Origin of the sequence: Streptomyces sp. GB4-14 (genome assembly GCF_022696125.1) — a bacterium.
Lineage (GTDB): Bacteria > Actinomycetota > Actinomycetes > Streptomycetales > Streptomycetaceae > Streptomyces > Streptomyces werraensis.
This window is the reverse complement of sequence record NZ_RZHO01000002.1, coordinates 464002-487514: the sequence shown is the minus strand read 5'-3', so window position 1 is coordinate 487514 and position 23513 is coordinate 464002. Positions and strand designations below refer to the sequence as shown.

Below are 23513 nucleotides of genomic sequence, written 5' to 3'. Positions count from 1 at the left end.
GCTCAGCCCGTCTCCTCCAGCCGGAAGCCCACCTTCAGGCCCACCTGGTAGTGCGCGACGCGCCCCTCCTCGATCTGCCCGCGCACCTGCGTCACCTCGAACCAGTCCAGATTGCGCAGCGTCTGCGACGCCCGCTCGATGCCGTTGCGGACGGCCGCGTCCACGCCGTCGGGCGAGGTGCCGACGATCTCGGTGACCCGGTAGGTGTGGTTCGACATGCTCTGCTCCTCTCACGGCGGTTCCCCGCCAGTGGCACGCGTCACTCCACCGTGCCCCACCCCGGGCCCGGGCGCGAGGTGTCGGCCCCGTTCGCCTGACGCCCTTGACCCGGGCATTGGTACATACCAAGATGCTGGGCACCCGTCCGAGCTCCGGCTCGCCCCCACGCCGGGCCCCGCCCTGTCCGCCAGACAGAAAAACAGGACCCCACGTGAGACGCCGTCTGCTCGCCCTCGTCTGTGTGTCCGCCTCCCTGCTCACCGGATGCGGGGTGATGTCCGACAGCGCGGCGGAGCGGCGCACCGTCACCGTGTGGCTGATGCAGCACAGCGCCTCGCAGGACTTCCTGGACCGCTTCACCGAGGAGTTCGAGCGCGAGCACGAGACCCTCGACCTCGACATCCGCATCCAGGAGTGGACCGGCATCGGCGAGAAGGTCCAGCAGGCGCTGCGGGGCAAGGACCCGGACGGACCCGACGTCATCGAGGTCGGCAACACCCAGGTGTCCGCCTACGCCGAGAGCGACGGCCTGCTCGACCTCACCCTGGAGTCCATGCGCGACTGGGGCCGCGACGACTGGCTGCCGGGCCTCGCCGAACCCGGCCGCTGGGGCTCCCAGCAGTACGGCATCCCCTGGTACGCCGCCAACCGCGTCGTCGTCTACCGCAAGGACCTCTTCCGCGCGGCCGGCGTCACCCCGCCGAGGACCCGCGACGAGTGGCTGGAGACCACCGAGCGGCTGGACACCTCGGACACCCAGGGCATCTACCTCGCCGGACAGGACTGGTACACGCTCGCCGGGTTCATCTGGGAGGAGGGCGGCGAACTCGCCACCGAACGCGACGGCGTCTGGAAGGGCGCCCTCGACAGCGAGGCCGCCCTGCGCGGCATGGACTTCTACCGCCGGCTCCAGAGGCTGGGTGACGGCCCCGTCGACGCCGACGAGGAACACCCGCCGCAGGCGGGCGTGTTCGCCGAGGGACGCGTCGCCCAGATCATCGCCGTCCCCGGACTGGTCCGTGCCGTCGTCCAGCAGAACCCCGGACTCGAGGACAAGATCGGCTACTTCCCCGTCCCCGGCAAGGAGGCCGGCCGCCCCGGCGCCGTCTTCACCGGCGGCTCCGACCTCGTCGTCCCGGCCGGCACGGACGTCGAAGACGCCGCCGTCGAGGTCGTCGCCGCCCTCACCGGCGCCCGCTGGAACACCGAGCTCGCCCGCACCATGAACTACGTGCCCAACAAGGCGGGCCTCGCCGGCTCGGTCGCGGGGGAGGAGGGCCTGGAGGCCATGGCGGCCGGCGCCGCACGGGGCCGGGCGACCCCGGCCACGCCCCGGTGGAGCGTGGTCGAGGCCGACAACCCGATCAAGGAGTACATGACCGAGGTGCTCAACGGCGCCGACCCGGAGAAGGAGGCCGAGCGCGCGGCGCGGCGCATCACGGAGACCCTCGCCTTCGAGTGAGTCCGTCGCGTGAGGCTCAGCGGGCGACGCTCAGCGACAGCGCGAACCGCCCCTCCCCGTCCGTCCACCACCGGGTCAGGTCCAGCCCCGCGGCCGACAGTTCCGCACGCACCCCCTCCTGCCGGAACTTCGCCGACACCTCGGTGCGCAGCTCCTCGCCCTCCGCGAAGTCCACGACCAGTTCCAGCGCCGGGATCTTCACGGACTGCGCGGTGCGCGAGCGCAGCCGCATCTCGATCCACTCGTGCTCCGCGTCCCACAGCGCCACATGGTCGAAGGCGTCCGGGTCGAAGTCGGCGCCCAGCTCCCGGTCGACGACGTTCAGCACGTTCTTGTTGAACGAGGCCGTCACCCCGGCCGCGTCGTCGTAGGCCCGGACCAGCGTCTTCTCGTCCTTCACCAGGTCCGTGCCGAGCAGCAGCGCGTCGCCCGGCGCGAGGAGGGAGCGCACGGAGGCGAGGAACGCGGACCGCTCGGCAGGCAGCAGATTGCCGATGGTGCCGCCGAGGAACGCCACCAGGCGCGGCCCCGGCGTGTCCGGCAGGGTCAGCCCGGCCGTGAAGTCCGCGACCAGCGCGTGCACCCGCAGACCCGGCCGCTCGGCGGCCAGCGCCTGTCCCGCCCCGGTCAGCGCGGACTCGCTGACGTCGACCGGGACGTACGTGTGCAGCCCGTGCAGGGCGGCGATCAGATGCCGCGTCTTCTCCGAGGAGCCCGAACCCAGTTCGACCAGGGTGCGGGCGCCGGACGCGGCGGCGATCTCGTCCGAGCGGGCGAGCAGGATCTCCCGCTCGGCGCGCGTCGGGTAGTACTCGGGCAGCGCGGTGATCTCCTCGAACAGCTCGCTGCCCCGTGCGTCGTAGAACCATTTCGGCGGCAGCGTCTTGGGGCTGCCGGTCAGTCCCGCGCGGACGTCGGCGCGCAGCGCGGCGCCGGTGGCGTCCTCGGGGAGGGTGCGGGTCAGACGGAACGGACTCACGTGAGAGGCTCCTTGAGCGGGGTGAGCAGAACGTCGGTACGGCTCGCGGCCAGCAGGGTGCGGTCGGGCACCTCCCGCCAGTGCGGGTCGTCGTCGTAGGGCTCGGAGGCGACGACGGTTCCCCCGCCGGGCCGCGCGAGGTGCCACAGGGTGTCCCCCCACGCGGTCGCCGCGACGGTGACGCCGTCGGTGAGCAGCAGGTTCAGCCGGGCTTGTGGAGCCGCCGCCGCGACCTCGGCGACCGTGTCGGCCAGCGCCTGCCCCATGGCGTCGCCGGCCCGCAGCCGTGCCAGCACCAGCGCCCAGACGAACGCCGAGTCGTTGCGGGCCTCCAGCGACAGCAGGTCCCCGGCGGGCAGCGTGGCCGCCAGCGGTGCGAGCGAACCTGGCCAGCCCGGCACCGCCCCGTTGTGGCTGAACAGCCACGCCCCGGACGCGAAGGGCGCCGCGGCCGCCTCCGCGTCGGCGCCGGACAGCGTCGCGTCCCGCACGGCGCCGAGCAGCGCCTCCGTGCGCACCACCCGCGCCAGGTCCGTGAACGACAGGTCGGCCCAGACGGGCCCGGCCCGCCGGTAGCGGGCCGGGACCGGGTCGCCCTCGGCGTACCAGCCGACGCCGAAGCCGTCCGCGTTGACCGTGCCGTGCCGCTGCCGGCGGGGCGCCCACGACTGCCGGTACAGCCCGTGCGGCGGGCCCACCAGCAGCGCGCCCAGCGGCTCCGCCGGACCCACGTACGCCAGGTGACGGCACATCAGGCGCCCTCCGCCGAGCGGGCGGTGCGGAACCCGGAGAAGATCTGCCGCCGTATCGGATGGTCCCAGTTGCGGAACGTGCCCCGGCAGGCCACCGGGTCCACGGCGAACGAACCGCCGCGCAGCACCTTGTACTCCGGTCCGAAGAACACCTCCGAGTACTCCTTGTACGGGAACGCCCGGAAACCCGGGTACGGCAGGAAGTCGGACGCCGTCCACTCCCACACGTCCCCGATCAGCTGCCGTACGCCCAGCGGGGACGCGCCCGCCGGATAGCTGCCGGCCGGCGCGGGACGCAGATGGCGCTGGCCGAGGTTGGCGTGCTCGGGCGCCGGGTCGGCGTCACCCCACGGGTAGCGCCGGGAGCGGCCCGTGGCCGGGTCGTGCCGGGCGGCCTTCTCCCACTCGGTCTCGGTGGGCAGCCGGCGCCCCGCCCAGCGGGCGAACGCGTCCGCCTCGTACCAGCACACGTGCAGCACCGGCTCGTCCGGCGGCACCTGTTCGGTGACCCCGAAGCGGCGCCGCAGCCACTGCCCGCCCTCCCGGCGCCAGTACAGTGGCGCGGTGAGGCGGGCGCGGCGTACGTGCGCCCAGCCCTCGGGCGTCCACCAGCGCGGGTCGTCGTAGCCGCCGTCCTCGACGAACGCCTGGTACGCGCCGTTGGTGACCGGCGTGGCGTCGATCCAGAACGGCGCCACCTCACGGCGATGCGCGGGCCGTTCGTTGTCCAGCGCCCATGGCTCGGCCGAGGTGCCCATGGTGAACGGGCCGCCCGGCACCAGGATCTCCGCCGGACCCGTGTACGGCGTCACCGGCTCAGGGTCGGGCGCGGTGAGCGCGGCCGGGCCCTTGCGGAGCTGGTGGGTGATCAGCATGGTCTCGTCGTGCTGCTGCTCGTGCTGGGCGATCATCCCGAAGGCGAACCCGGCCTCGGTCAGCCGGGTGCCGTCGAACGCGGTGCGCTCCAGCACGTCCAGCGCCCGTCCGCGCACGTCGGAGGCGTACCTGCGGGCCTCCTGGGGCGACAGCAGGGGCAGGCTGGGGCGTTCGGCGCGCGGGTGTTCGAAGGCGTCGTAGAGGCTGTCGATCTCCGGGCGGATCGCCTCCTGCCCGGCCACCGCGCGCAGCAGCCACTGCTCCTCCTGGTTGCCGATGTGCGCCAGGTCCCACACCAGCGGCGACATCAGCGGCGAGTGCTGCGCGGTCAGGTCGGGGTCCTCCACACAGCTGGTCAGCAGCGTGGTGCGGTCCCGCGCGACGACCAGCGAGGCGACCGCGCGCTCACGCAGGGTTTCGGCGTCGAGGGCGGGGTCGGTCATGAGGGGGTGTCCTTCCCGTGCGGGTGGGTGGTGAGCAGGGGCGCGCCGGATCCGTCCGGGCGCCCGTCGTGGAGCGCGCGCCATGCGTCGAGCAGGTCGTCGGCGGGGCAGCGGCCCCGGGCGACGTACCGGTCCCGGAACGCCGCGACCCGGTCGACGAGGGCGGTCGTGGCCCCGAGCCGGGGCAGGGCGGCCAGCGCCGCCGCGAAGCAGACGGCCGCCGCCTCCCGCAGCTCCGGGTCGGCCAGCCCGTCGCGGGCCGCGTCCCGCCACAGCGGGTTCCGCGGGGCGGCCAGGCCCCGCGTCCGCTCGGCGAGCGGTTTCACCGTCCGGTACGCGGTCTCGGCGGCCTCCGGGTCGTCGAACAGCGCCGCCGTCACCGCCAGCGGCACGGTCCAGCCGTCCTCGCCGGGCTGCGCGTCCATCATCCGCAGTTCCAGATGGCCGCGCGGCCTGACCGGCGGGAACAGCGTCGTGACGTGGTAGTCCAGGTCGTCGTGGGTGGGCGCGCGCGGCGCACGGCGGCGCGTCCAGTGCCGGAACGACAGGTCCTCCGGCACCTCCCACGGCCCGTCGTCGTCCCGGCGCACGCACATCACGGGCGCGTCCAGCACATGCCGGGCCCAGGCGCCGCGCGGGTCGGCGTCCAGCGGGGGCGCGCCGGCCCGTCCTGCGCCGATCTGCGCCCAGCGCAGCTGGCGTGTGGAGAGCCAGCCGGTGGGCCGGCCCGCGGAGACGGGGGAGTTGGCGAAGACCGCCACCAGGACGGCGCCCAGCAGATGCGCCATCCACCAGCGGCGTACGTGGCCGAGCGGCCCGGGTTCCTCGTGACCGGCGTCCACGCACACCTGCACGGAGGCGGAGGTGCACATCATGAACCGGCCGGCCGCGCCGGTGCGGTCGAGGGAGGCCTCCATCGCGTCGTAGCGCGGCTGCCGGAGGAACCGGCGGGGAATCCGCCAGGGGTCGTGGCCCATGCCGGCCAGGCTGAGACCGTCACGGCGCAGGACGGCGCGTACGGCGTCCAGGTCGGCGGAGACGGTGGCCAGGCACTCGGTGAGGGAAGCCGCGGGGAGCGAGCTGAGCTCCAGCTGGCCGCCGGGCTCGACGGTGAGCGTCGAGCGCAGGGGCACCTCACGCAGTGCGGCGTAGGCCGCTTCGAGTCGTTCACGGGAGACGGGGAGCCGCGGATCGCGCGACTCGTGGACCAGCCATTCGACCTCCACGCCGAGACGGCGGGGAGGTCCGGTCTTGAAGCAGATGCCCCGTATCAGGGCCTCCGCCTCGGCTTCGGTGACGGCCGTACGGTACGGCGCACAACCGCTCGACGGATCTGACATGCGGGAATCCTCCTGAGACACCACCATGTCGCCGGCCCTGAACCATGTCGGTCCCGGCCGGCATCGACGCGTCCACCCAAAACCCTCGGACCGCCGTGCACAAGAGCGCCCGGCGGGGCGTAAGGGGTCCGTCACCTCCGCGTCCCGCCTGCCACCGGGGGTTTTCACCTCCGGTCCCGGACCGTCCGGAGCGGCGAAAACCGCGTTGCGCCGCCTCATCAGCATCGCTCAGGATGCTCGTGTGAGCACGACGAGGGGGGACGCGCGGAGCGCGGTCACGGCGGCTACGGGGGTGGCGCCGTGAGCGCGCGTTTGCGGGGCATCGCCCGGGAGACGGAACAGATCGTGGCGGCGGGCGTCTACCGCGCGCCGGACGGCCGTGCGGTGGAGATCGGGGCCGCCGTCGAGGCGGCACGGCAGGCCACCACGCTGCACGGGCCGGACCCGGTCCCGGTGCCTGCCTTCGTGCCGGTGCCCACGCGCTTCGAGGTCACCGGCGAGAGCAGCCTGGCAGCCGCCCGCCGCCTCACCGGCCCGGACGCCCCGGACCCCGTGGCCGTCCTCAACTTCGCGTCGGCGCGCAACCCGGGCGGCGGCTACCTCAACGGCGCGCAGGCCCAGGAGGAGGCCCTGTGCCGCGCCTCCGCGCTGTACACGTGCCTGCTGCGGGCGCCCGGCTTCTACGACCACCACCGCGCCCACCGGGACCCGTTCTACACCGACCGGGTGATCCACGCCCCGGCCGTGCCGGTGTTCCGCGACGACCGCGGCGCCCTGCTGGACGCCGCCTTCCCGGCCGGTTTCCTCACGTCACCGGCGCCCAACGCGGGCGTGATCCGCTCCAGGGCGCCCGACCGCGTGGGGGAGGTCCCCGGCGTGCTCGTGCGCCGCGCCGGCCACGTCCTCGGGACGGCGGCCCACCACGGCTACCGGCGGCTGGTGCTCGGCGCCTGGGGCTGCGGGGTGTTCCGCAACGACCCGGCCCAGGTCGCGGAGGCGTTCGCGACGCACCTGGGCCCCGGGGGACGCTTCGAGGGCGCCTTCGCCCACGTGGTGTTCGGCATCCTGGACCGCACGCGGGACGGCGCGACACGCACCGCGTTCGAGCGGGCCTTCGCGGACCTGGTGGACGCGCCGGCGGAGGTCACTCCCAGCCGTAGCGCTCCCTGAGCCGCTGCCGCACCGAGTTGAACCGCATCCGGTCCAGCGCGCAGGCCTCCCGGCGCATGCCCTGCTCGTGCAGCCTCAGCACCCGGTCCACGGCCACCCAGGAGTCGCGCCCCGACCGGTCCCACGGCCCGCTGCCGATCGGCAACCAGTCCCGGTCCCCGGCCCGCCCCTTGCTCGACAGCCGCACGGCGAGGAACGTGCCCGCCGCCTCACGGGCGACGACCAGCACCGGCCGGTCCTTGCCACGGCCGTCGTTCTCCTCGAACGGGACCCAGGTCCAGACGATCTCGCCGGGGTCCGGGTCGCCGTCGTACGCGGGCGAGTACTCGGTGCGCACCCGGCCGACGGAACGCGGCTCGGTCCCGACGGTGGCGTACGGGCCGTAACGGCCCGGGGTGTCTTCAGGGGTGTAGGCGGTCACAGGCGGTACCGTACGTCACCCGTCCGGCGGTACTGATCAAAGGGGGTTGACCGCCCGCGGCGTGGTTACGGTGTGCCGCCGACGCCCGTGAGCTCCCGTCCCGTCACCATCTCGCTCCCGATCCGCACGAACACGCCGTCCCGCAGCGGCATCCACGACCGGGGGCCGGTGCGCAGCAGCCGCTCGTGCTCGGCCGGGTCGGTCACCACCGCCGCCCGGCCGGTCACCACCACGCTCCACCCGGACCGGCGCCCGGCGTGGAAGTCGTCCGCCTCGAAGGCCACCACCACCCCGTCGACGGCCCGCACCAGGTCGGAGCCGGCGGACGTGCACAGCACCACCGACCCGTCCGGGTCCAGGGTGAAGTTCGCCGGCAGCACCGCGGGAAGCGCGTGCCGCGTGTACACGACGCGACCGACCGGCACCTTCCCCAGCAGGCGCAGGCACTCCCGCCGACCGAGCGCCCGGAAGCCATCGCTGTGGAACATTCCCCCATCGTCGGTCGCGGAGCGGGCCTCGACCAGGGCCGGACGGCCCCCGTTGACGTCGGGAGTACGGCCGCTGCGGGCGGCCTGCGTGAAGATGCCTGACCGTCCGCTCCGGTGGAACCCTGAAGACATGGGCAAGACCGCACTGATCGTCATCGACATGATCAACACCTACGACCACCCGGACGCCGACCAGTTGCTCCCGGCCGCCGAGACGGTGGTCCCGGTGATCTCCGGGCTGCTGGAGCGGGCGCGGCGGCAGGACGCGCCGGTGATCTACGTGAACGACAACTTCGGCGAGTGGCGCTCCCACCACGGGGAGCTGCTCGACAAGGCCCTGGCGGGGCCGCACGCGCACCTGGTGGAGCCGCTGGTGCCGGACGAGTCGTCGCTGTTCGTGGTCAAGGCCCGGCACTCGATCTTCTTCGAGACCCCGCTCAGCTATCTGCTCACCCAGCAGAACATCGACCAGCTGGTGCTGTGCGGGCAGGTGACCGAGCAGTGCGTGCTCTACTCCTCGCTCGACGCGCACATCCGGCACTTCGACGTGACCGTTCCCCGGGACGCCGTCGCGCACATCCACGAGGATCTGGCGGACGCGGCCCTGCGGATGATGGAGCGCAACATGGGGGCACGGGTGTGCGACAGCGGCGAGCTGTGGACGTGACCCGGACGGGGCGCCTCGCCGGGGTGACACTGGGGGCATGAGCCGTCCCTCCCTTCCGCCGCCGGAACTGCGCGCCTATCTGGAGGAGCTGGTCCGCCGTACCTCCGCCGTCTGCGGCGACCGTCTGGTGAGCGTCCTCGCCGTGGGCTCGCTCGCCCTGGGCGACTACCGCCACGGGCGCAGCGACGTCGACGTCACGGTCGTCCTCGACCCGGCCCCGCCCCGCGCGGACCTCGCCCGGCTCGCGGCGACGCTGGCCCACCCCGCGCTGCCCTGCCCCGCCGCCGGCCTCGAACTGGTCGTCCACGCCGCCGACGTCGCTGCCCGCCCGTCGGGCGGGGCGGGCTACCTGCTCGACCTCAACACCGGGCCCTCCCTGCCCGAACGCGTCAGTTTCGACCCCGCGGACGCGTCCGACTTCTGGTACGTCATCGACCGCTCGGTCGCCCACCAGGCCGGACTCCCGCTGTACGGCGCCCTGGCCCGGGACGTGATCGCCTCCCCGGACCGGCCCACGGTGCTCGCCGCGCTCCGCGCCTCCGTACGCGAACACGCCGACGGGGACGGCCACCTGGCGGACAACAGGGTGCTCAACGGCTGCCGCGCCACCGTCCACTGCCGTACCGGCCACTGGTTCGCCAAGCGCAGGGCGGGGGAGATCGTCGCCGCGTCCGAGCCCGCCTTCGAGCCCTTGATCACCGATGCGCTGCGCAGCTTCGAACGCCCCCGCGCGGAGGCGGCCGTGCTGCCCGCCGACGAGGTGCGGGAGTTCCTGGCCTGGGTGGCCGCGCGCGTCGAGGAGGCGGCCGAGGCCGCCGGGGTCTGATCTGAACCGCGCGCACTCTCAGTCGCGGCGGACCGTGAGACCGTCCGTCAGCAGGCGGGCACGCCTACGATCCTCTGTCCGCCCTGCGGGTTCAGTCTTCCGCGCGAGGCGCGCGCCCGGAAAACCGTTCGACGCGTACGAGAGCCGTCCTCTAACCTGCCGTCTGCGGCATCGCGTGCCGGTCACCGGCCGGGTGAGGCACGGAGGCGCCGCGGATGCCTGTGGAGGCATTGACCTTGTCCGTCGAGTTCAACCACACCGTCGTCCTCACTCCCGACCGGGAGAAGTCCGCCCGCTTCGTCGCGGAGATCCTGGGCCTCGAGCCCGGACCGCCCGCCGGGGCGTTCCTCCCGGTGACCACCGCCAACGGCGTCACCCTCGACTTCGCCACCGTCGGCGTCGACATCCCCGTGCAGCACTACGCGTTCCTCGTCTCCGAGGAGGAGTTCGACGCGATCCTCGGCCGGCTCGTGGCCGCACGGGTTCCCCTCCAGGCCGACCCGCACGGCCGGTACCCGCGCCGCCTCAACCGCAACGACGGCGGACGCGGTGTGTACTTCCGCGACCCCGCGGGTCACGGCCTGGAGATCCTCACCCGCCCCTACGGCACCGACCCGGACTCGCCTCTGAACGGCGTGACCGAGGAGATCCCCGGGGCGGTCTGACGCGACACCCCAGCCCCCGAAGCCCACCCGAAGGAGCCGGTCGCCCGTGAAACGCAACAGGCTCGGCGAGAGCGACGTGCACGTCACGGAACTGGGCTTCGGGGGCGGTCCGCTCGGCGGGCTGTTCGAGGCGGTCGACGACGACACCGCCGCGGGGGCGCTGGAGGCGGCCTGGGACAGCGGGATCCGGTACTTCGACACCTCGCCGCACTACGGCATCGGGCAGTCCGAACGCCGCATCGGCGCGCTGTCGCGGGGCAGGCCGCGGGATGCGTGGACGCTGTCCACGAAGGTCGGCCGGGTGCTGGTGCCGCAGGACGGCGCCGGCCGCAAGGACGAGGCCTTCGAGGTGCCCGCCAGCCACCGCCGGGTGTGGGACTTCACCCGCGACGGCGTGCTGCGCAGCGTGGAGGACTCGCTGACGCGCATGGGCGTCGACCGACGTCCGGTTCCGCCCTACGCGCGTACCGCCGCGACCGCCTCGTCGAAGGCCCGCTCCACGTCGACGTGCCCATATGGTTCCATGACCGCCGCCCGACAGACCTGAGAGAACCGAGGGAGCCGTCGATGACCGTCCGCCGTGTCGTGCCCAACCTCCACTCCGACAACCCGGGAAAGCACAGGGAGTTCTACGGTCTGCTGGGGTTCGAGGAGGTCATGAACCACGGCTGGATCATGACGCTGGCGTCCCCGTCGAACCCGACGGCGCAGGTCAGCGTCATGACCGAGGACGCGACGGCGCCGGTCCGTCCCGACCTCAGCGTCGAGGTGGACGACGTGGACGCGGTGTACGAGACGGTGCGGAGGAGCGGAGCGGAGATCGTCCATCCGCTGCAGGACGAGGAGTGGGGCGTCCGCCGCTTCTTCGTCCGCGACCCCGACGGCCGCGTGGTCAACGTCCTCCGCCACCGCTGAGGGGCCGTGACCCGCACCTGCGCGGCGACCCGTACGATCGACCGGCCGCAGCCCGACGAAGGGGGGGCACGATGCCCGGTCAGGTCACCGCAGTGAGCCGTCACGCGACGTACTCGTTCAGCAAGCCCAACCACGACGCCGTGACACTGCTCGCTGGTCTGGGCGTCGAGGGAGACGTGCACGCGGGAAGGACGATCCGCCACCAGTTCCGCATGACGTACGAGCCGGAGGCGTCCAACCTGCGCCAGGTCCACCTGATGCACGAGGAACTCTTCGACGAACTCGCGCTCAAGGGCTACGACGTCTCCGCGGGCGGGCTCGGCGAGAACGTCACCACCCGCGGGGTGGATCTGCTGGGTCTGCCCACCGGCGCCCTGCTCCACCTCGGCGACGAGGCCGTCGTCGAGGTGACCGGGCTGCGAAACCCCTGTTCGAAGATCAACGACTACCGCGAGGGACTGCTCGGCGAGATGTTCGCGCTGGACCCCGTCACGGGTGCGTTCACCTTCAAGTGCGGCGTGATGGCCGTTGTCCGCCGGAGCGGGACGGTCCGACCCCAGGACACGGTACGCGTCGAACTGCCGGCCCTCCCGCACCGCCCGCTCGAACGGATCTAGCGCACGACGCCGCCGTCGGGGAGGTCAGGCCTTGGCCTGCGTCTCCCTGTCCCGCTCCGAGTGCGCCTCCTCGCGGCGGCGCGGAAGCAGCAGCGGCGTGGCCAGGAGGAGGGCGCCCGCGACGGCGATGGCCGTACGGGGGCCCGTGACGCTCGCCAACAGGCCCCAGAGCGCCGTCAGCGCGGCGATCGACGCCTTGCTGGTCGCCGACCACGCCGACAGCGTGCGGACCACCCGGTCCGCCGGCGTCCGCTCCAGCCGGTGCGTCGAGAACACCGGGTTGAACACGCCCATGCTCGTGATCAGCCCGAACTCGACCACGATCACCAGGACCAGACCCGCGATGCCCGGCCCCACGAACGCCAGCCCGACCGACCAGCACGCCCGCAGCGTCCCCGCGACCCGCAGCACCCGCCGCTCCCCGAACCGCGCCACCAGCCGCCGCGACAGCCGCGCGCCGACCAGCCCGCCCAGACACGGCGCCGCGAACGCCAGCCCGTACTGCCACGGAGCGAAGCCCAGCGGGCCCACCATCAGCACGGCCAGCAGCGGTGACGACGCCATGATCAGGCCGTTGACCAGCACCGTGTTGAGGAACAGCGGGCGCAGGTCACGGCTGCGCAGGATGTACCGCCACCCGTCGAGCAGGTCGCCGGCCCGCAGCCGCGGCCGCGGCTCCGGCCGGTCGGGACGCCGGTCGCCGCCGCCCGCCGCGCCCAGCGCGCCGGCCGACAGCAGATAGCTCACGGCGTCGGCGACCACTGTCGTCACCGGACCGAACCAGCCGATCGCCGCCCCGCCCAGCGGCGGCCCCAGCATGGTCGCGGTCCACGTCGTCGACTCCAGCCGCCCGTTCGCCCGCAGCAGTTCCTCCCGCGGCACGACGTCCTTCACGTACGCGCCGACCGCCGCCTGGAAGGTGATGTCGGCCGCCGCCACCGTCACCGACACCACCAGCAGCTGCGCCACGGTGAGCGCGTCCAGGGCGTACGCGAAGGGCACGCTCAGCAGCACCGCGCACCGGACGAGATCCGTCGCGATCATCACCGGACGTTTGCGGCGGTACTCCACCCACGGCCCGAGCGGCACCGACAGCACCGCGCCGACCGCGGGACCGACCGCCGCCAGCAGCGACACCTGGGCCGGACCGGCGTGCAGCACCAGCAGCGCGACCAGCGCGAACGCGTCGAACGCGAACCGCGTGCCGAAGGTGCTGACCCCGTACGCCGTCCACAGCCACCCGAACCGCCACGCCGCCGACCGCCGCCCGTCCACCCGCCCCCCGATCACGCCGGCCCGGTCCCCGACGGCCGCCGGGGACCGGCCCATCCAAGCGAGCCGGGCCGGCGCGGGCAAACCGGACCGGTTTACTCCAGGCGCGGCGGGCTACGCGGGCCCCAGGGGGGCCCGCGACCGCACCCGCGACCACGTACCGGGAGGCGCCCCATGACCACGCGCGTACGCGAGGTGATGTCCGCGCACATCACCTCCGTCGAGCCGATGACCTCACTGACGCGCGCGGCGCGGCTGATGCGCGAGCAGAACGTCGGCGACGTCCTCGTCGCCTACGACTGCGACCTGTTCGGCCTGCTCACCGACCGCGACATCGTGCTGCGGGGCGTCGCCGAGGGGCACGACCCCGAGGCCACGACCGTCGGCACGTTGTGCACCCGCCCGCCGCTGGTGACGCTCGACCCGGACGACACGACCGACCACGCCGTCGAGCTGATGCGGGAACACGCCGTGCGGCGGCTCCCCGTGGTGGAACACGGCGGCTGCCCCGTGGGCGTGGTCAGCCTCGGTGACCTCGCCGCCGAGGAGGACCCCCACTCCGCGCTCGCGGACATCAGCCGCGCGACGCCGACCCAATGAACGGCGTCGAGGGGCTCAGCCGTCCACGGTCACCGCGCACGACCAGCCGTACGGCCCCGGCGACAGCCGCAGGTCGTCCCAGCCGACGTCCGTCGGCACCTCCCCGGTGACCCGCACGTCCGCCAGGCCCGCGACCGCGAGCCGTACGTCCAGACCGCCCCCGGCCTCGTCGGCCTCCACGTCCACCGGCACCTCGCCGTACGCCTCCAGCCGGTACAGGATCTCGTCGAGCAGCGCGGCCAGCAGGTCGTCGTCGCTGCCCTCGTCCAGCCGGATGCGGTCGACCCCGGTCGGTCTCACGCCGGACACGTCGGCGAAGCACTCCACCATCGCCACCACCGCCTCGGCCAGGCAATGCTCGCGGCTCGCCGCCCAGGCCTCGATGCGTACGTCGTCCTCCTGCGCCACCGAACGGTGCCCGCTGCGCTCCCGTCGCGGCGCCTGACCCGGCTCGCCCGTGTCACCGACCATGCACCACGACTGCCCGAGCGGACGGACCCCATGCCCCGCGGCGGTGCTTCGCGCGGCGGGGGAGGGGGTACGCGGGTGCCGACCGGGTCGTGACGCTCGGAGGGAGAGCGCCGTCATGCGGTTCCGTGATCGCCGTCAGGCCGGACGTGAACTGGCCGCGCGGCTGCGGGAGAGGCAGGACGCCGGCACCCTGCCCGATCCCCTCGTCCTCGCCCTGCCCCGCGGCGGCGTCGCCGTCGCCACCGAGGTCGCCGAGGCGCTCGGCGCGCCCCTCGACGTCCTCGTCGTTCGCAAGATCGGCGCGCCCCGCCACGAGGAGTACGGCGTCGGCGCCATGGCCGGCGACGGCGTGCCCGTGTTCGACGAGGAGGCCCTGCGCGGCCTGGGGCTGACGCGGGCCGACCTCGCACCTGTCGTCGAACGGGAACGCGCCGAACTGCTCCGGCGCGAACGGCTCTACCGGCAGGGAAGGCCCGCGCCCGACCCGCGCGGGCGGACGGTGGTCGTCGTCGACGACGGTCTGGCCACCGGTTCCACGGCCCGCGCCGCCCTGCGCGCCCTCCGCGCCCGCGACCCCGCCCGCCTGATCCTGGCCGTCCCGGTCGCCTCCCCGGAGGGCGCCGCGGCCCTCCGCCCCGAGACCGACGACCTGATCGCCCTCCACGAACCGGCCGCCTTCATGGCCGTCGGCCAGTGGTACGACGAGTTCGACCAGCTGACGGACGAGCAGGTCCTGGGGGCGCTGCGCGAGCACCAGCCGTAGCTCTCAGATCACCCCGTCCGCCCGCAGCACCTCGATGTCCTCGGGCGTGCGGCCCAGGCCGCGCAGGATGGTCTCCGTGTGTTCGCCCACCGCCGGCACCGGATCCATGCGGGCCGGGATGCCGGCCAGGTCGGCGGGAGGGATCAGCGCCTCCGCCGTGCCGCCCGGCACCCCGACCTCACGCCACCGGCCGCGCGCCTGCAGCACCGGGTGGTCGAGGAACCCCGCGACGTCGTTCACTCCGGCGCAGGCGATGCCGGTCGCCTCCAAGACCTTCAGCAGCTCCTCCGCGTCGTCGCGGGCGCACCGCTCACCCACGATCGCGTTCAGTTCGTCCCGGTGCGCGACACGGTCCGAACTCGTCGCGAACCGCGGATCGTCCGTCAGTTCGGGCCGGCCGAGGAACTCCCGGCACAGCGCGGCCCACTCACGTTCGTTCTGGATGGAGAACAGCACCTCGCGCCCGTCCGCCGCCCGGTACGTGCCGTACGGGGCGATCGTCGCGTGCTGGGTGCCCAGCCGGGGCGGCTGGGCACCGCCGTACCGCGTGTAGTACGCGGGCTGCCCCATCCATTCCGCCAGCGCCTCGAACAGGGACACCTCCACGGGATGCACCTCGCCGGTGGTGGCGCGGGTGTAGAGGGCGGTGAGGACGCCGCTGTACGCGTACATCCCGGCGGCGATGTCGGCGACGGAGATGCCCGTGCGGGCGGTCTCCTCGGGGGTGCCGGTGAGCGACACCAGGCCCGTCTGGCACTGCACCAGCAGGTCGTACGCCTTGCGGTCGGCCCACGGGCCGCTCGTGCCCCAGCCGGAGATCGTGCAGGGGACGAGGCGCGGATGGCGGCGGCCCAGGGCCTCGGCGTCCAGTCCGAGCCTGCCGGCCGCGCCCGGGGCGAGGTTCTGCACGAACACGTCGGCGTCCGCCAGCAGTTCGTGCAGGATCTCCCGCCCGCGCGGATCCTTCAGGTCCAGCGTGAGGGACTCCTTCGAGCGGTTGATCCACACGAAGTAGCTGGACGTGCCGTGCACCGTGGTGTCGTAGCGCCGGGCGAAGTCGCCCTCGCCCGGCCGCTCCACCTTGATCACCCGGGCGCCGAGGTCGGCCAGCTGCCGGGTGGCGTAAGGCGCGGCCACCGCCTGCTCCACGGTCACCACCGTCACCCCGGACAAGGGGAGTCTCCGCACGTCCACGCCTCCTGCCCGCGCCCGGGTGCCCCGGTCACCGGCCTCCCTCGGCCGGTACGCGATCACTACGCGATTAGTACGACCAGGGCGAACCGCCTGTCAACGCCTGCCCTCAACGCCCGTCCGCCGCCGGTACCTCGGCGGGCCGGCTGCGCGACATGACGCGCATGCCGCGCGCGTCCACCGCGCGGACCTGCAGCGATCCGCAGCCGCAGCGCGTCCACACCGTGCTGCCCGCGGCGGTGGCGTGCCGCGAGACGACCTGGAACGGCTCCGCGCGGTCCGGCCACCCGCAGTAGGGGCAGGCGGTGCCGGTCGTACCCGTGGCGCCGGTGATGCTGGTCATGGCGACTCCCTGGATTCCCATGTGCTTCAGGTGACTCGTGTGCCTGCTGTCGGTCGCGACACCTCAAGAGTGCGCCGTCGATTATGTGCAGTCCAGGTTGACTTTGTGCACGTCACCGTGAAGCCTCGGCTTCATGATTGACCTGCGCCGGCTCCACGTCCTGCGGGCGGTCGCCCACTACGGAACGGTCACCGCGGCCGCCCGCGCCCTGCACTTCACGCCCTCCGCCGCCTCCCAGCAGATCCGCCAGCTCGCCCGCGACCTCGGCGTGGACCTGCTCGAACCCCAGGGACGCGGGGTGCGCCTCACCCCGGCCGCGGAGAGCCTGCTCGCGCACGCCGACGCCATCCAGGCCCGCTGGGACCAGGCCGAGCTGGATCTGCGCGCCGACCACGGCGACCCGGCCGGGGTGCTGCGGGTGACCGGATTCCCGGTGGCCGTCTCGGTGCTGCTCGCGCCGATGGCGGCCCGGCTCGGCGAGCGGCACCCGCGGCTGTCGGTCCGCATCACGGAGGCAGTCGTTCCAGCCATCTTCGACCTGCTCTTCGAGGGCGCCGCCGATCTGGCCGTGGTGGAGTCCACCCCGCACAACCCGCCGATGAGCGACACGCGGTTCGACCAGCAGCCCCTGCTGGACGACCCGTTCGACCTGGTGGTGCCGGACGCGCACCCGCTGGCCGGGCGGGACCGGGTCGACCTGGCCGAGGCGGCGCACGAGGCGTGGATCGCCCCGGTGCCGGAAAGCCCGTGCCGGCTCCAGGTGATGGCGGCGTGCGGCGCGGCCGGATTCGCCCCGGAGGTCGTCCACCACGCGGGCGACTGGAACGCCACGGCGCATCTCGTGGCCCACGGCCTCGGCGTGGCCCTGATCCCGCGCCTGGCCCACGTCACCCCGCACCTGCCGATCACCCGCGTCCGCTGCGCGGGCGACCCGCACCGCAGGCTCCTCACCGCCACCCGCACCGGTGGCCACGCCCGCCCGGCCGTCGCGGCGGCCCTCGGCGCGCTGCGCGAACTCGCCCCGACGGCGCTCGCCTGACGCCCTGACGGCGCTCGCCTGACGCCCTGACGGCGCTCGGCTACGGTCCGACGGCCTCGGCTACGGTCCGACGTGCTCGGTTACGGTCCGACGGTGCTCGGCTTCCGCCCTGACGGTGCTCGGCTTCCGCTCTGACGGTGCTCGCTTGCCGCCCCGACGGCGCTCGGCCAACGGGCGCGGTCGGGGCGGCGTTCGTGCGACGAGCCGTCGGTCAGGGGGCGTCCGTCGTCCTCCGTCCCGGCGCCCCCACCCGCAGCCCGTCCATGACGAGGTCGAACAGGCGGGCCGCCCGCGGCTGCCAGTCGCTCCCGGGGTCGAGCTGCCAGAGGCCGCCCAGGGCGAGGATCAGGTCGTCGGCGGTCACGCCGGGGCGGATCACCCCGGCCCCCTCGCACGCCCGCAGGAGACGGTCCGTCGCGTGCAGGAGGGAGTCGTGGCCGGGTTTCGCCGGCCCGTTCGGCGAACTGGTGGCCTGCCGGATCGCGTCCGCGAGGCCTGCCTTGGTCATGCCGAACCGGGCCAGCCGGTCCATCCACTCCCGCAGCGCCCGGTCGGGCTCCCGTGTGCCGAGGAGCTGGTCCGCGCTGTCGGCGACCTGCCGCAACTCGTGCCGGTAGATCTCCATGACCAGCGCCTCGCGGCTGGGGAAGTTCCGGTAGAACGTGCCCTGTCCGACGCCCGCCTTCTTGGCGATGACGCTCAGCGGGGTGTCGGCCGACCGCGTCAGCTCGGTCACCGCGACGGCGAGGATGCGCTCGCGGTTTCGCTGCGCGTCCGCCCGCTGAGGTGTTTCCGCGCTCCGGGACGCGTCCTTGTGCTCGCCCACCGGTCCTCCTCCCGGGCCGTGACCGAAACCCGTCCTTGATAAGCGGACAGCTGTCCACTACGTTCTGAGTAACGGACAGCTGTCCGCTTCCGGTCCATCGTATCGGCGGGTCCGGGCGGCTCGGGACGGCCCTTCCGCATGCCCCGCGCCACCGTCGCGTCCGCACGACCGCGCACGTCACACCATCCCGTAGTCCGCACGCTCCGCACAGCGCCACGACCACGCCCGCCTCTTCCGATCCCGTGACCTCCCAGATTCCCGTGACTTCCGAGATTCCCGTGACTTACCAGATGTCCGTGACTTCCGGCATTGCCGTGACTCCTGAGATTCCCGTGAAAGAAGGCCGTCCATGACGCCCCCCACGTCGTCCAGCACCGTCACCTTGAACATCAACGGCGAGAAACACACGCTGACCGTCGATCACCGCACCACGCTGCTCGACGCCCTGCGGGACCGCCTCGACCTGACCGGCACCAAGAAGGGCTGCGACCACGGGCAGTGCGGCGCCTGCACCGTCCTCGTCGACGGCCGCCGCACCGTCTCCTGTCTGCAGCTGGCCGTCGCCTCCGAGGACCGCGAGATCACCACCGTGGAAGGGATCGCCGACGGGGACACCCTGCACCCGGTGCAGCAGGCCTTCCTCGACCTCGACGGCTTCCAGTGCGGCTACTGCACCCCGGGCCAGATCTGCTCGGCGGTCGCCGTCATCGAGGAGCACGCCGCCGGCTGGCCCAGCGCCGTCACCGGGGACATACGGCCCGAGGCCGGTCCCCCGCCCCTGACCACCGAGGAGATCAAGGAACGTATGAGCGGCAACCTCTGCCGTTGCGGCGCCTACGGCCAGATCGCGCGGGCGGTCGCCCGTGCCGCCGCCGAGACGTCCGCCGAGAAATTCACCGAGGAGACCGCCGTATGAGGGAGTTCGACTACCGGCGCGCCGACGACGTCACCGGCGCGGTCGCCCTGCTGGACGCCGACCCGGACGCCCGCTACCTCGGCGGCGGCACCAACCTCGTCGACCTGATGAAGAACGGCGTCGAGACGCCCGCCCGGCTCGTCGACGTCCGCTCCCTCCCGCTCGACCGGATCGAGACCGGCGACGACGGTGCCGTGCGTATCGGCGCGACCGCCACCAACAGCGACCTCGCCGCGCACCCGCTGATCCGCGACCGCTTTCCGGCGCTCACCCAGGCCGTGCTGGCCGGCGCCTCCGGGCAGCTGCGCAACATGGCCACCGTCGGCGGCAATCTGCTCCAGCGCACCCGCTGCGGCTACTTCACCGACATCACCCGGCCGTGCAACAAGCGCGAACCCGGCAGCGGCTGCCCGGCGATCGAGGGGGAGCATCACAACCACGCCGTCCTCGGCGCCTCCGAGCACTGCGTGGCCGTCCACCCCTCCGACATGGGCGTCGCGCTCACCGCCTTCGACGCCGTCGTCTCCTGGCGGACCGCCGACGGCGCCGGCGAGGCCCCGCTGACCGACTTCTACCTCCCGGTCGGCGACACCCCGCACCGTGAGACGGTCCTGCCGCCCGGCGCGCTCATCACCCACGTCACCCTGCCGCCGGCCCGCGTCGCCGCCCGCTCGCGCTACCGCAAGGTCCGCGAACGCGCCTCGTACGCCTTCGCGATCGGCTCGGTCGCCGCCGCCCTTGAGGTGGCCGACGGCGTCGTCTGCGACGCCCGCCTCGCCCTCGGCGCGGTCGCCTCCCGGCCCTGGCGGGCCCGTCTCGCCGAACGGGTCCTCGTCGGCGCGCCCGCCACCGCCGAGTACTTCGCCGCCGCCGCCGACGCGGAACTCGCGGCGGCCCGCCCCCTGCCCCGCAACGGCTACAAGGTGACCCTCCTGCGCAACCTCGTCGTGGCCGTGCTGACCGAACTCGCCGAGGAGACCTCCCGATGACCGTCGCACCTCAACGCCCCGCCGCACCGGGCCTGATCGGCACCGCGCACACCCGCGTCGAGGGCCGCGACAAGGTCACCGGCGCCGCACGCTACGGCGGCGACATCCCGTTCGCCGGGCTCGCCCACGGCATGCTCGTGCTGTCCACGGTGGCCCGCGGCCGGATCCGGTCGGTCGACACCGGCCCGGTGCTCGCCATGCCGGGCGTCCTCACCGTCCTCCACCACGGCAACGCCCCCCGCCTGAAGAGCGACTACGTCGGCATGCTGGGCGTCCCTCCGGACCCGACCGCCGTCGTCTTCCAGCACGACCGCGTCCCGCACGCCGGCTGGCCCGTCGCCCTCGTCGTCGCCGAGACGCCCGAGCAGGCGCGGGCGGCCGCCGACGCCCTCACCGTCCGTTACGAGGAGGAGCCGCACGACGTCGCGCTCTCCGCGGACCGGCCCGACGCCTACGCCGCCGACGGGCACATGCCCGGCGTCACGGAGAAGGGCGACCTGGAGGCCGAACTCGCCGCCTCCGCGCACGTGGTGGACGCGGAGTACACCACGCCCGAGGAGCACCACGCCATGATGGAGCCGCATGTGGCGACGGCGTGGTGGGACGGCGGACGGCTCGACGTCGTCGACTCCGACCAGGGCATCACCTGGGTCGCCGACGAACTCGCCCGCATGTTCTCCCTCGACGCGTCCGCGGTGCGGGTCCGCTCCGAACACGTCGGGGGCGGCTTCGGCAGCAAAGGCGTGCGCGCGCCGCAGGTGGCCGCCGCGATGGCCGCCGCCGAACTGGGCCGCCCGGTGCGGGTGTCCCTGACCCGGCGCCAGATGTTCTCCGTCACCGGCTACCGCAGCCCCACCGTGCAGCGCGTCCGCCTGGGCGCCGGCCCCGACGGACGGCTGCGCGCCCTGGAGCACACCTCGCTCAACCAGACGTCCACGGTCTACGAGTTCGTCGAGCCGGGCGCCGGTGTGGCCCGCACGATGTACGACGCCGCCGCGCACCGCACCGAGAACCGCGTCGTACGGCTGGACGTGCCGTCCCCGACGTGGATGCGGGCGCCCGGCGAGGCGCCGGGGTCGTTCGCGCTGGAGTGCGCCCTCGACGAACTGGCCGAGAAGTGCGGCGTCGACCCGATCGAACTGCGGCTGCGCAACGAGCCGGAGACCGGGCCGGTCAGCGGACTGCCGTTCGCCGGACGCAACGTCGCCGCCTGCTTCCGCGAGGGCGCCCGCCGCTTCGGCTGGGACGCCCGCGACCCGCGCCCCGGCGTGCGCCGCGACGGACGGTGGCTGGTCGGCACCGGTACGGCGGCCGCGTCCTTCCCGGCGGGCACCCTGCCGTCCACGGCGGCGGTGACGGCGGAGGCCGACGGCGGCTTCACCGTCCGGATCTCCGCGTCGGACATCGGCACCGGGGCGCGTACGGCGCTCACCCTGATCGCCGCGGACGCGCTGCGGGTGCCGTCGGAGCGGATCGACGTGCGCCTCGGCGACAGCGACTTCGGCCCGTCGGGCATCGCCGCCGGCTCCATGGGCACGCGCTCCTGGGGCTGGGCCGTCGCCGCGGCGGCCGAGGAGCTCCGCGAACGCCTCGTGCCGGGCGTCGAGCTGCCCCCGGAGGGCATCACCGTACGGTCCGACACGACCGCGGCGATCGCCGCCCTGGCGGCGAAGGAACGGCACACCTGGGGCGCCCAGTTCGCCGAGGTCGCCGTCGACGTCACCACGGGCGAGACACGGGTGCGGCGGATGCTCGGCGTGTTCGCCGCCGGCCGCATCGTCAACCCGCTGACCGCCCGCAACCAGCTCGTCGGCGGCATGGTCTGGGGCATCTCGATGGCCCTGCACGAGGAGGCGGTGCGCGACCCGGCCTCCGGCGCGCTCTACGGCGCCGACCTGGCCGGCTACCACGTCGCCACCCACGCCGACGTGCCCCCGGAGGTCGAGGCCGTTTGGGTCGACGACCACGACCCCGACGACCCGGTCGGCATCAAGGGCATCGGCGAGGTCGGCATCGTGGGCGCGGCGGCCGCGGTCGCCAACGCGGTGTGGCACGCCACGGGGGTGCGTCACCGAGGTCTGCCGATCCGCCCGGACCGGGTGCTGCGGGCGGGAGGAGCGGATGCTTGACCTCGCCGACGACCTGCGGCACTGGCTGGCCGAGGGCAGGGAGTTCGCCGTGGCTACGGTCGTCTCCGTGGGCGGCAGCGCGCCGCGCGGCCCCGGCGCCGCCCTCGCCGTCGACGCCGGCGGCACGGTGATCGGCTCGGTGTCCGGCGGCTGCGTCGAGGGCGCGGTGTACGACCTGTGCCAGGAGGCCCTGGCGGACGGGCGGGCGAGGACGGAGCGGTTCGGCTACAGCGACGAGGACGCCTTCGCGGTGGGCCTGACCTGCGGCGGCACGATCGAGGTGCTGGTCACGCCGGTCGCCGCGGGCAGTCCCGTCAGGCCGGTGCTCCGCTCCGCCCTGACGGACCTGCCCGGGGGCGGGCCGGGCGCGCTGGCGTGGGTCACGGACGGCCCGGCGGACCTGCTGGGCCGGGCGCTCCTCGTCCGCCCCGACGGCACGTACGAGGGCGGCCTCGGCGGCGCGGCGGAACTGGACCGTGCCGCCGCGGCCGCGGCCCTCGACCTGCTGGACGCGGGCAGCACGGGGACGGTCACGGTGGGGCCGGGCGCGGACGCCTACTGCGCCGGCCGTCCGACCCTCTTCGTGCAGTCGTCCGTGCCACCGCCCCGGATGATCGTGTTCGGGGCGATCGACTTCGCGGCGGCGCTGGTACGGGTGGGGGCCTTCCTGGGCTACCGCGTCACCGTGTGCGACGCACGGCCCGTGTTCGCGACCCGGGCCCGCTTCCCGGAGGCGGACGAGGTCGTCGTCGACTGGCCGCACCGCTATCTGCGCACCACGCGGACCGACGCCCGCACGGTGCTGTGCGTACTGACGCACGACGCCAAGTTCGACGTGCCGCTGCTGGAGGTGGCGCTGGGGCTGCCGGTCGCGTACGTCGGCGCGATGGGCTCCCGCCGCACCCACACCGACCGCCTGCGCCGCCTGCGGGAGGCGGGGGTGGGGGAGCGGGCCCTGTCCCGCCTGCACTCCCCGATCGGCCTGGACCTGGGCGCCCGCACCCCCGAGGAGACGGCGCTCTCCATCGCGGCCGAGATCGTGGCGACACGCCACGGCGGCACGGGAGCGCCCCTGACGACGACGACCGCTCCGATCCACCGGGAAGGGCGGGCGGCTTCGGCGGCGGCATGAGC

At 74.0% G+C, this 23513-nt stretch carries 27 protein-coding genes; 15 read left to right on the top strand and 12 right to left on the bottom strand.

Annotation, left to right across the window (positions count from 1 at the left end):
• Nucleotides 1-2: 2 nt before the first annotated feature.
• A complete protein-coding gene (locus ELQ39_RS03445) occupies nucleotides 3-218 on the bottom strand; it encodes a dodecin (protein WP_190001889.1) in 216 nt (71 codons plus the stop codon).
• Between the two features lie 212 nt (nucleotides 219-430).
• Here ELQ39_RS03445 and ELQ39_RS03440 point away from each other — a divergent pair, with 212 nt between their 5' ends.
• Nucleotides 431-1681, top strand: coding sequence for an extracellular solute-binding protein (locus tag ELQ39_RS03440; RefSeq protein ID WP_242590943.1), 1251 nt, complete (start codon nucleotides 431-433; stop codon nucleotides 1679-1681).
• 16 nt (nucleotides 1682-1697) lie between these two features.
• Here ELQ39_RS03440 and egtD read toward each other — a convergent pair whose 3' ends face one another.
• The 4 genes from egtD to egtA are packed head-to-tail and all read right to left on the bottom strand — an operon-like array spanning nucleotide 1698 to nucleotide 6071.
• Nucleotides 1698-2660, bottom strand: coding sequence for an L-histidine N(alpha)-methyltransferase (gene egtD, locus ELQ39_RS03435; RefSeq protein WP_190001891.1), 963 nt, complete (start codon nucleotides 2658-2660; stop codon nucleotides 1698-1700).
• Entirely contained in the window at nucleotides 2657-3412 is a 756-nt protein-coding gene (gene egtC / locus ELQ39_RS03430) for an ergothioneine biosynthesis protein EgtC (RefSeq protein WP_242590942.1), read from the bottom strand. The genes egtD and egtC overlap by 4 nt, the downstream gene beginning before the upstream one ends.
• Nucleotides 3412-4731, bottom strand: coding sequence for an ergothioneine biosynthesis protein EgtB (gene egtB / locus ELQ39_RS03425; protein WP_242590941.1), 1320 nt, complete (start codon nucleotides 4729-4731; stop codon nucleotides 3412-3414). Before egtB ends, egtC begins: the two co-directional genes overlap by 1 nt.
• Entirely contained in the window at nucleotides 4728-6071 is a 1344-nt protein-coding gene (gene egtA, locus ELQ39_RS03420) for an ergothioneine biosynthesis glutamate--cysteine ligase EgtA (RefSeq protein ID WP_242590940.1), read from the bottom strand. Before egtA ends, egtB begins: the two co-directional genes overlap by 4 nt.
• Nucleotides 6072-6371: 300 nt before the next feature.
• Here egtA and ELQ39_RS03415 point away from each other — a divergent pair, with 300 nt between their 5' ends.
• Entirely contained in the window at nucleotides 6372-7241 is an 870-nt protein-coding gene (locus tag ELQ39_RS03415; protein ID WP_242590939.1) for a TIGR02452 family protein, read from the top strand.
• On the opposite strand, the gene ELQ39_RS03410 is transcribed toward ELQ39_RS03415, so the two are convergent.
• Together ELQ39_RS03410 and ELQ39_RS03405 are read right to left on the bottom strand one after the other, a co-directional pair.
• Nucleotides 7216-7662 carry a type II toxin-antitoxin system PemK/MazF family toxin gene (locus tag ELQ39_RS03410; protein WP_190001896.1) on the bottom strand — a complete coding sequence of 149 codons (447 nt, stop codon included), beginning with the start codon at nucleotides 7660-7662 and terminating at the stop codon, nucleotides 7216-7218. The genes ELQ39_RS03415 and ELQ39_RS03410 overlap by 26 nt on opposite strands.
• Before the next feature lie 65 nt (nucleotides 7663-7727).
• Nucleotides 7728-8150 (bottom strand): pyridoxamine 5'-phosphate oxidase family protein, encoded by a 423-nt coding sequence (locus ELQ39_RS03405; RefSeq protein ID WP_225628113.1) that lies wholly within the window; start codon nucleotides 8148-8150, stop codon nucleotides 7728-7730.
• 130 nt (nucleotides 8151-8280) lie between these two features.
• On the opposite strand from ELQ39_RS03405, the gene ELQ39_RS03400 reads away from it, so the two are divergent.
• The 6 genes from ELQ39_RS03400 to ELQ39_RS03375 all read left to right on the top strand — a co-directional run bounded on the left by ELQ39_RS03400 (nucleotide 8281) and on the right by ELQ39_RS03375 (nucleotide 11840).
• Entirely contained in the window at nucleotides 8281-8817 is a 537-nt protein-coding gene (locus tag ELQ39_RS03400; protein WP_242590938.1) for an isochorismatase family cysteine hydrolase, read from the top strand.
• A 37-nt stretch (nucleotides 8818-8854) separates the two neighbouring features.
• A complete protein-coding gene (locus ELQ39_RS03395) occupies nucleotides 8855-9643 on the top strand; it encodes an aminoglycoside adenylyltransferase domain-containing protein (protein WP_242590937.1) in 789 nt (262 codons plus the stop codon).
• A 236-nt stretch (nucleotides 9644-9879) separates the two neighbouring features.
• Nucleotides 9880-10308, top strand: a complete 429-nt coding sequence (locus ELQ39_RS03390) for a VOC family protein (RefSeq protein WP_242590936.1) — start codon at nucleotides 9880-9882, stop codon at nucleotides 10306-10308.
• A gap of 46 nt (nucleotides 10309-10354) precedes the next feature.
• Nucleotides 10355-10855, top strand: coding sequence for an aldo/keto reductase (locus ELQ39_RS03385; RefSeq protein WP_337662986.1), 501 nt, complete (start codon nucleotides 10355-10357; stop codon nucleotides 10853-10855).
• Nucleotides 10856-10875: 20 nt separating this feature from the next.
• Nucleotides 10876-11223, top strand: coding sequence for a VOC family protein (locus tag ELQ39_RS03380; protein WP_225639924.1), 348 nt, complete (start codon nucleotides 10876-10878; stop codon nucleotides 11221-11223).
• A 71-nt stretch (nucleotides 11224-11294) separates the two neighbouring features.
• Nucleotides 11295-11840 carry an MOSC domain-containing protein gene (locus ELQ39_RS03375; RefSeq protein WP_242590935.1) on the top strand — a complete coding sequence of 182 codons (546 nt, stop codon included), beginning with the start codon at nucleotides 11295-11297 and terminating at the stop codon, nucleotides 11838-11840.
• A 24-nt stretch (nucleotides 11841-11864) separates the two neighbouring features.
• Here the strand turns inward: ELQ39_RS03375 and ELQ39_RS03370 are convergent, their stop codons facing one another.
• Entirely contained in the window at nucleotides 11865-13169 is a 1305-nt protein-coding gene (locus ELQ39_RS03370) for an MFS transporter (protein WP_277994625.1), read from the bottom strand.
• 117 nt (nucleotides 13170-13286) lie between these two features.
• Here ELQ39_RS03370 and ELQ39_RS03365 point away from each other — a divergent pair, with 117 nt between their 5' ends.
• A complete protein-coding gene (locus ELQ39_RS03365) occupies nucleotides 13287-13712 on the top strand; it encodes a CBS domain-containing protein (protein ID WP_242590934.1) in 426 nt (141 codons plus the stop codon).
• 15 nt (nucleotides 13713-13727) lie between these two features.
• Here ELQ39_RS03365 and ELQ39_RS03360 read toward each other — a convergent pair whose 3' ends face one another.
• Nucleotides 13728-14183: an archease gene (locus ELQ39_RS03360; RefSeq protein ID WP_190001903.1), complete on the bottom strand. Its 456-nt coding sequence runs from the start codon at nucleotides 14181-14183 to the stop codon at nucleotides 13728-13730.
• Nucleotides 14184-14298: 115 nt separating this feature from the next.
• Between ELQ39_RS03360 and ELQ39_RS03355 the strand changes: the two genes are divergently transcribed.
• The gene (locus ELQ39_RS03355; RefSeq protein WP_242590933.1) at nucleotides 14299-14946 is read left to right on the top strand and encodes a phosphoribosyltransferase; all 648 of its coding nucleotides are present in this window, start codon (nucleotides 14299-14301) and stop codon (nucleotides 14944-14946) included.
• Between the two features lie 3 nt (nucleotides 14947-14949).
• On the opposite strand, the gene ELQ39_RS03350 is transcribed toward ELQ39_RS03355, so the two are convergent.
• Nucleotides 14950-16140 (bottom strand): CaiB/BaiF CoA transferase family protein, encoded by a 1191-nt coding sequence (locus ELQ39_RS03350; RefSeq protein WP_242590932.1) that lies wholly within the window; start codon nucleotides 16138-16140, stop codon nucleotides 14950-14952.
• A gap of 106 nt (nucleotides 16141-16246) precedes the next feature.
• A complete protein-coding gene (locus ELQ39_RS03345; protein ID WP_242590931.1) occupies nucleotides 16247-16480 on the bottom strand; it encodes a hypothetical protein in 234 nt (77 codons plus the stop codon).
• A 133-nt stretch (nucleotides 16481-16613) separates the two neighbouring features.
• Here ELQ39_RS03345 and ELQ39_RS03340 point away from each other — a divergent pair, with 133 nt between their 5' ends.
• Entirely contained in the window at nucleotides 16614-17519 is a 906-nt protein-coding gene (locus tag ELQ39_RS03340) for a LysR family transcriptional regulator (RefSeq protein ID WP_242590930.1), read from the top strand.
• Nucleotides 17520-17730: 211 nt separating this feature from the next.
• Here the strand turns inward: ELQ39_RS03340 and ELQ39_RS03335 are convergent, their stop codons facing one another.
• Entirely contained in the window at nucleotides 17731-18345 is a 615-nt protein-coding gene (locus tag ELQ39_RS03335; RefSeq protein ID WP_190001908.1) for a TetR/AcrR family transcriptional regulator, read from the bottom strand.
• A gap of 349 nt (nucleotides 18346-18694) precedes the next feature.
• Between ELQ39_RS03335 and ELQ39_RS03330 the strand changes: the two genes are divergently transcribed.
• From ELQ39_RS03330 to ELQ39_RS03315, 4 genes are read left to right on the top strand one after another with little or no spacing between them, the layout of a single operon-like run.
• Nucleotides 18695-19261: a 2Fe-2S iron-sulfur cluster-binding protein gene (locus ELQ39_RS03330; RefSeq protein WP_190001909.1), complete on the top strand. Its 567-nt coding sequence runs from the start codon at nucleotides 18695-18697 to the stop codon at nucleotides 19259-19261.
• The gene (locus ELQ39_RS03325; protein ID WP_242590929.1) at nucleotides 19258-20250 is read left to right on the top strand and encodes an FAD binding domain-containing protein; all 993 of its coding nucleotides are present in this window, start codon (nucleotides 19258-19260) and stop codon (nucleotides 20248-20250) included. The genes ELQ39_RS03330 and ELQ39_RS03325 overlap by 4 nt, the downstream gene beginning before the upstream one ends.
• Nucleotides 20247-22379, top strand: coding sequence for a xanthine dehydrogenase family protein molybdopterin-binding subunit (locus tag ELQ39_RS03320; protein WP_242590928.1), 2133 nt, complete (start codon nucleotides 20247-20249; stop codon nucleotides 22377-22379). The genes ELQ39_RS03325 and ELQ39_RS03320 overlap by 4 nt, the downstream gene beginning before the upstream one ends.
• Entirely contained in the window at nucleotides 22372-23511 is a 1140-nt protein-coding gene (locus tag ELQ39_RS03315) for an XdhC family protein (protein ID WP_190001912.1), read from the top strand. Before ELQ39_RS03320 ends, ELQ39_RS03315 begins: the two co-directional genes overlap by 8 nt.
• Nucleotides 23512-23513: the final 2 nt, after the last annotated feature.

Coding starts and splice junctions, on each gene's coding strand:
- ELQ39_RS03445 (WP_190001889.1), bottom strand. CDS start 218: ATGTCGAACCACACCTACCGGGTCACCGAGATCGTCGGCACCTCGCCC.
- egtC (WP_242590942.1), bottom strand. CDS start 3,412: ATGTGCCGTCACCTGGCGTACGTGGGTCCGGCGGAGCCGCTGGGCGCG.
- egtB (WP_242590941.1), bottom strand. CDS start 4,731: ATGACCGACCCCGCCCTCGACGCCGAAACCCTGCGTGAGCGCGCGGTC.
- egtA (WP_242590940.1), bottom strand. CDS start 6,071: ATGTCAGATCCGTCGAGCGGTTGTGCGCCGTACCGTACGGCCGTCACC.
- ELQ39_RS03405 (WP_225628113.1), bottom strand. CDS start 8,150: ATGTTCCACAGCGATGGCTTCCGGGCGCTCGGTCGGCGGGAGTGCCTG.
- ELQ39_RS03400 (WP_242590938.1), top strand. CDS start 8,281: ATGGGCAAGACCGCACTGATCGTCATCGACATGATCAACACCTACGAC.
- ELQ39_RS03395 (WP_242590937.1), top strand. CDS start 8,855: ATGAGCCGTCCCTCCCTTCCGCCGCCGGAACTGCGCGCCTATCTGGAG.
- ELQ39_RS03380 (WP_225639924.1), top strand. CDS start 10,876: ATGACCGTCCGCCGTGTCGTGCCCAACCTCCACTCCGACAACCCGGGA.
- ELQ39_RS03375 (WP_242590935.1), top strand. CDS start 11,295: ATGCCCGGTCAGGTCACCGCAGTGAGCCGTCACGCGACGTACTCGTTC.
- ELQ39_RS03370 (WP_277994625.1), bottom strand. CDS start 13,169: ATGGGCCGGTCCCCGGCGGCCGTCGGGGACCGGGCCGGCGTGATCGGG.
- ELQ39_RS03365 (WP_242590934.1), top strand. CDS start 13,287: ATGACCACGCGCGTACGCGAGGTGATGTCCGCGCACATCACCTCCGTC.
- ELQ39_RS03360 (WP_190001903.1), bottom strand. CDS start 14,183: ATGGTCGGTGACACGGGCGAGCCGGGTCAGGCGCCGCGACGGGAGCGC.
- ELQ39_RS03355 (WP_242590933.1), top strand. CDS start 14,299: ATGCGGTTCCGTGATCGCCGTCAGGCCGGACGTGAACTGGCCGCGCGG.
- ELQ39_RS03345 (WP_242590931.1), bottom strand. CDS start 16,480: ATGACCAGCATCACCGGCGCCACGGGTACGACCGGCACCGCCTGCCCC.
- ELQ39_RS03340 (WP_242590930.1), top strand. CDS start 16,614: ATGATTGACCTGCGCCGGCTCCACGTCCTGCGGGCGGTCGCCCACTAC.
- ELQ39_RS03330 (WP_190001909.1), top strand. CDS start 18,695: ATGACGCCCCCCACGTCGTCCAGCACCGTCACCTTGAACATCAACGGC.
- ELQ39_RS03325 (WP_242590929.1), top strand. CDS start 19,258: ATGAGGGAGTTCGACTACCGGCGCGCCGACGACGTCACCGGCGCGGTC.
- ELQ39_RS03320 (WP_242590928.1), top strand. CDS start 20,247: ATGACCGTCGCACCTCAACGCCCCGCCGCACCGGGCCTGATCGGCACC.
- ELQ39_RS03315 (WP_190001912.1), top strand. CDS start 22,372: ATGCTTGACCTCGCCGACGACCTGCGGCACTGGCTGGCCGAGGGCAGG.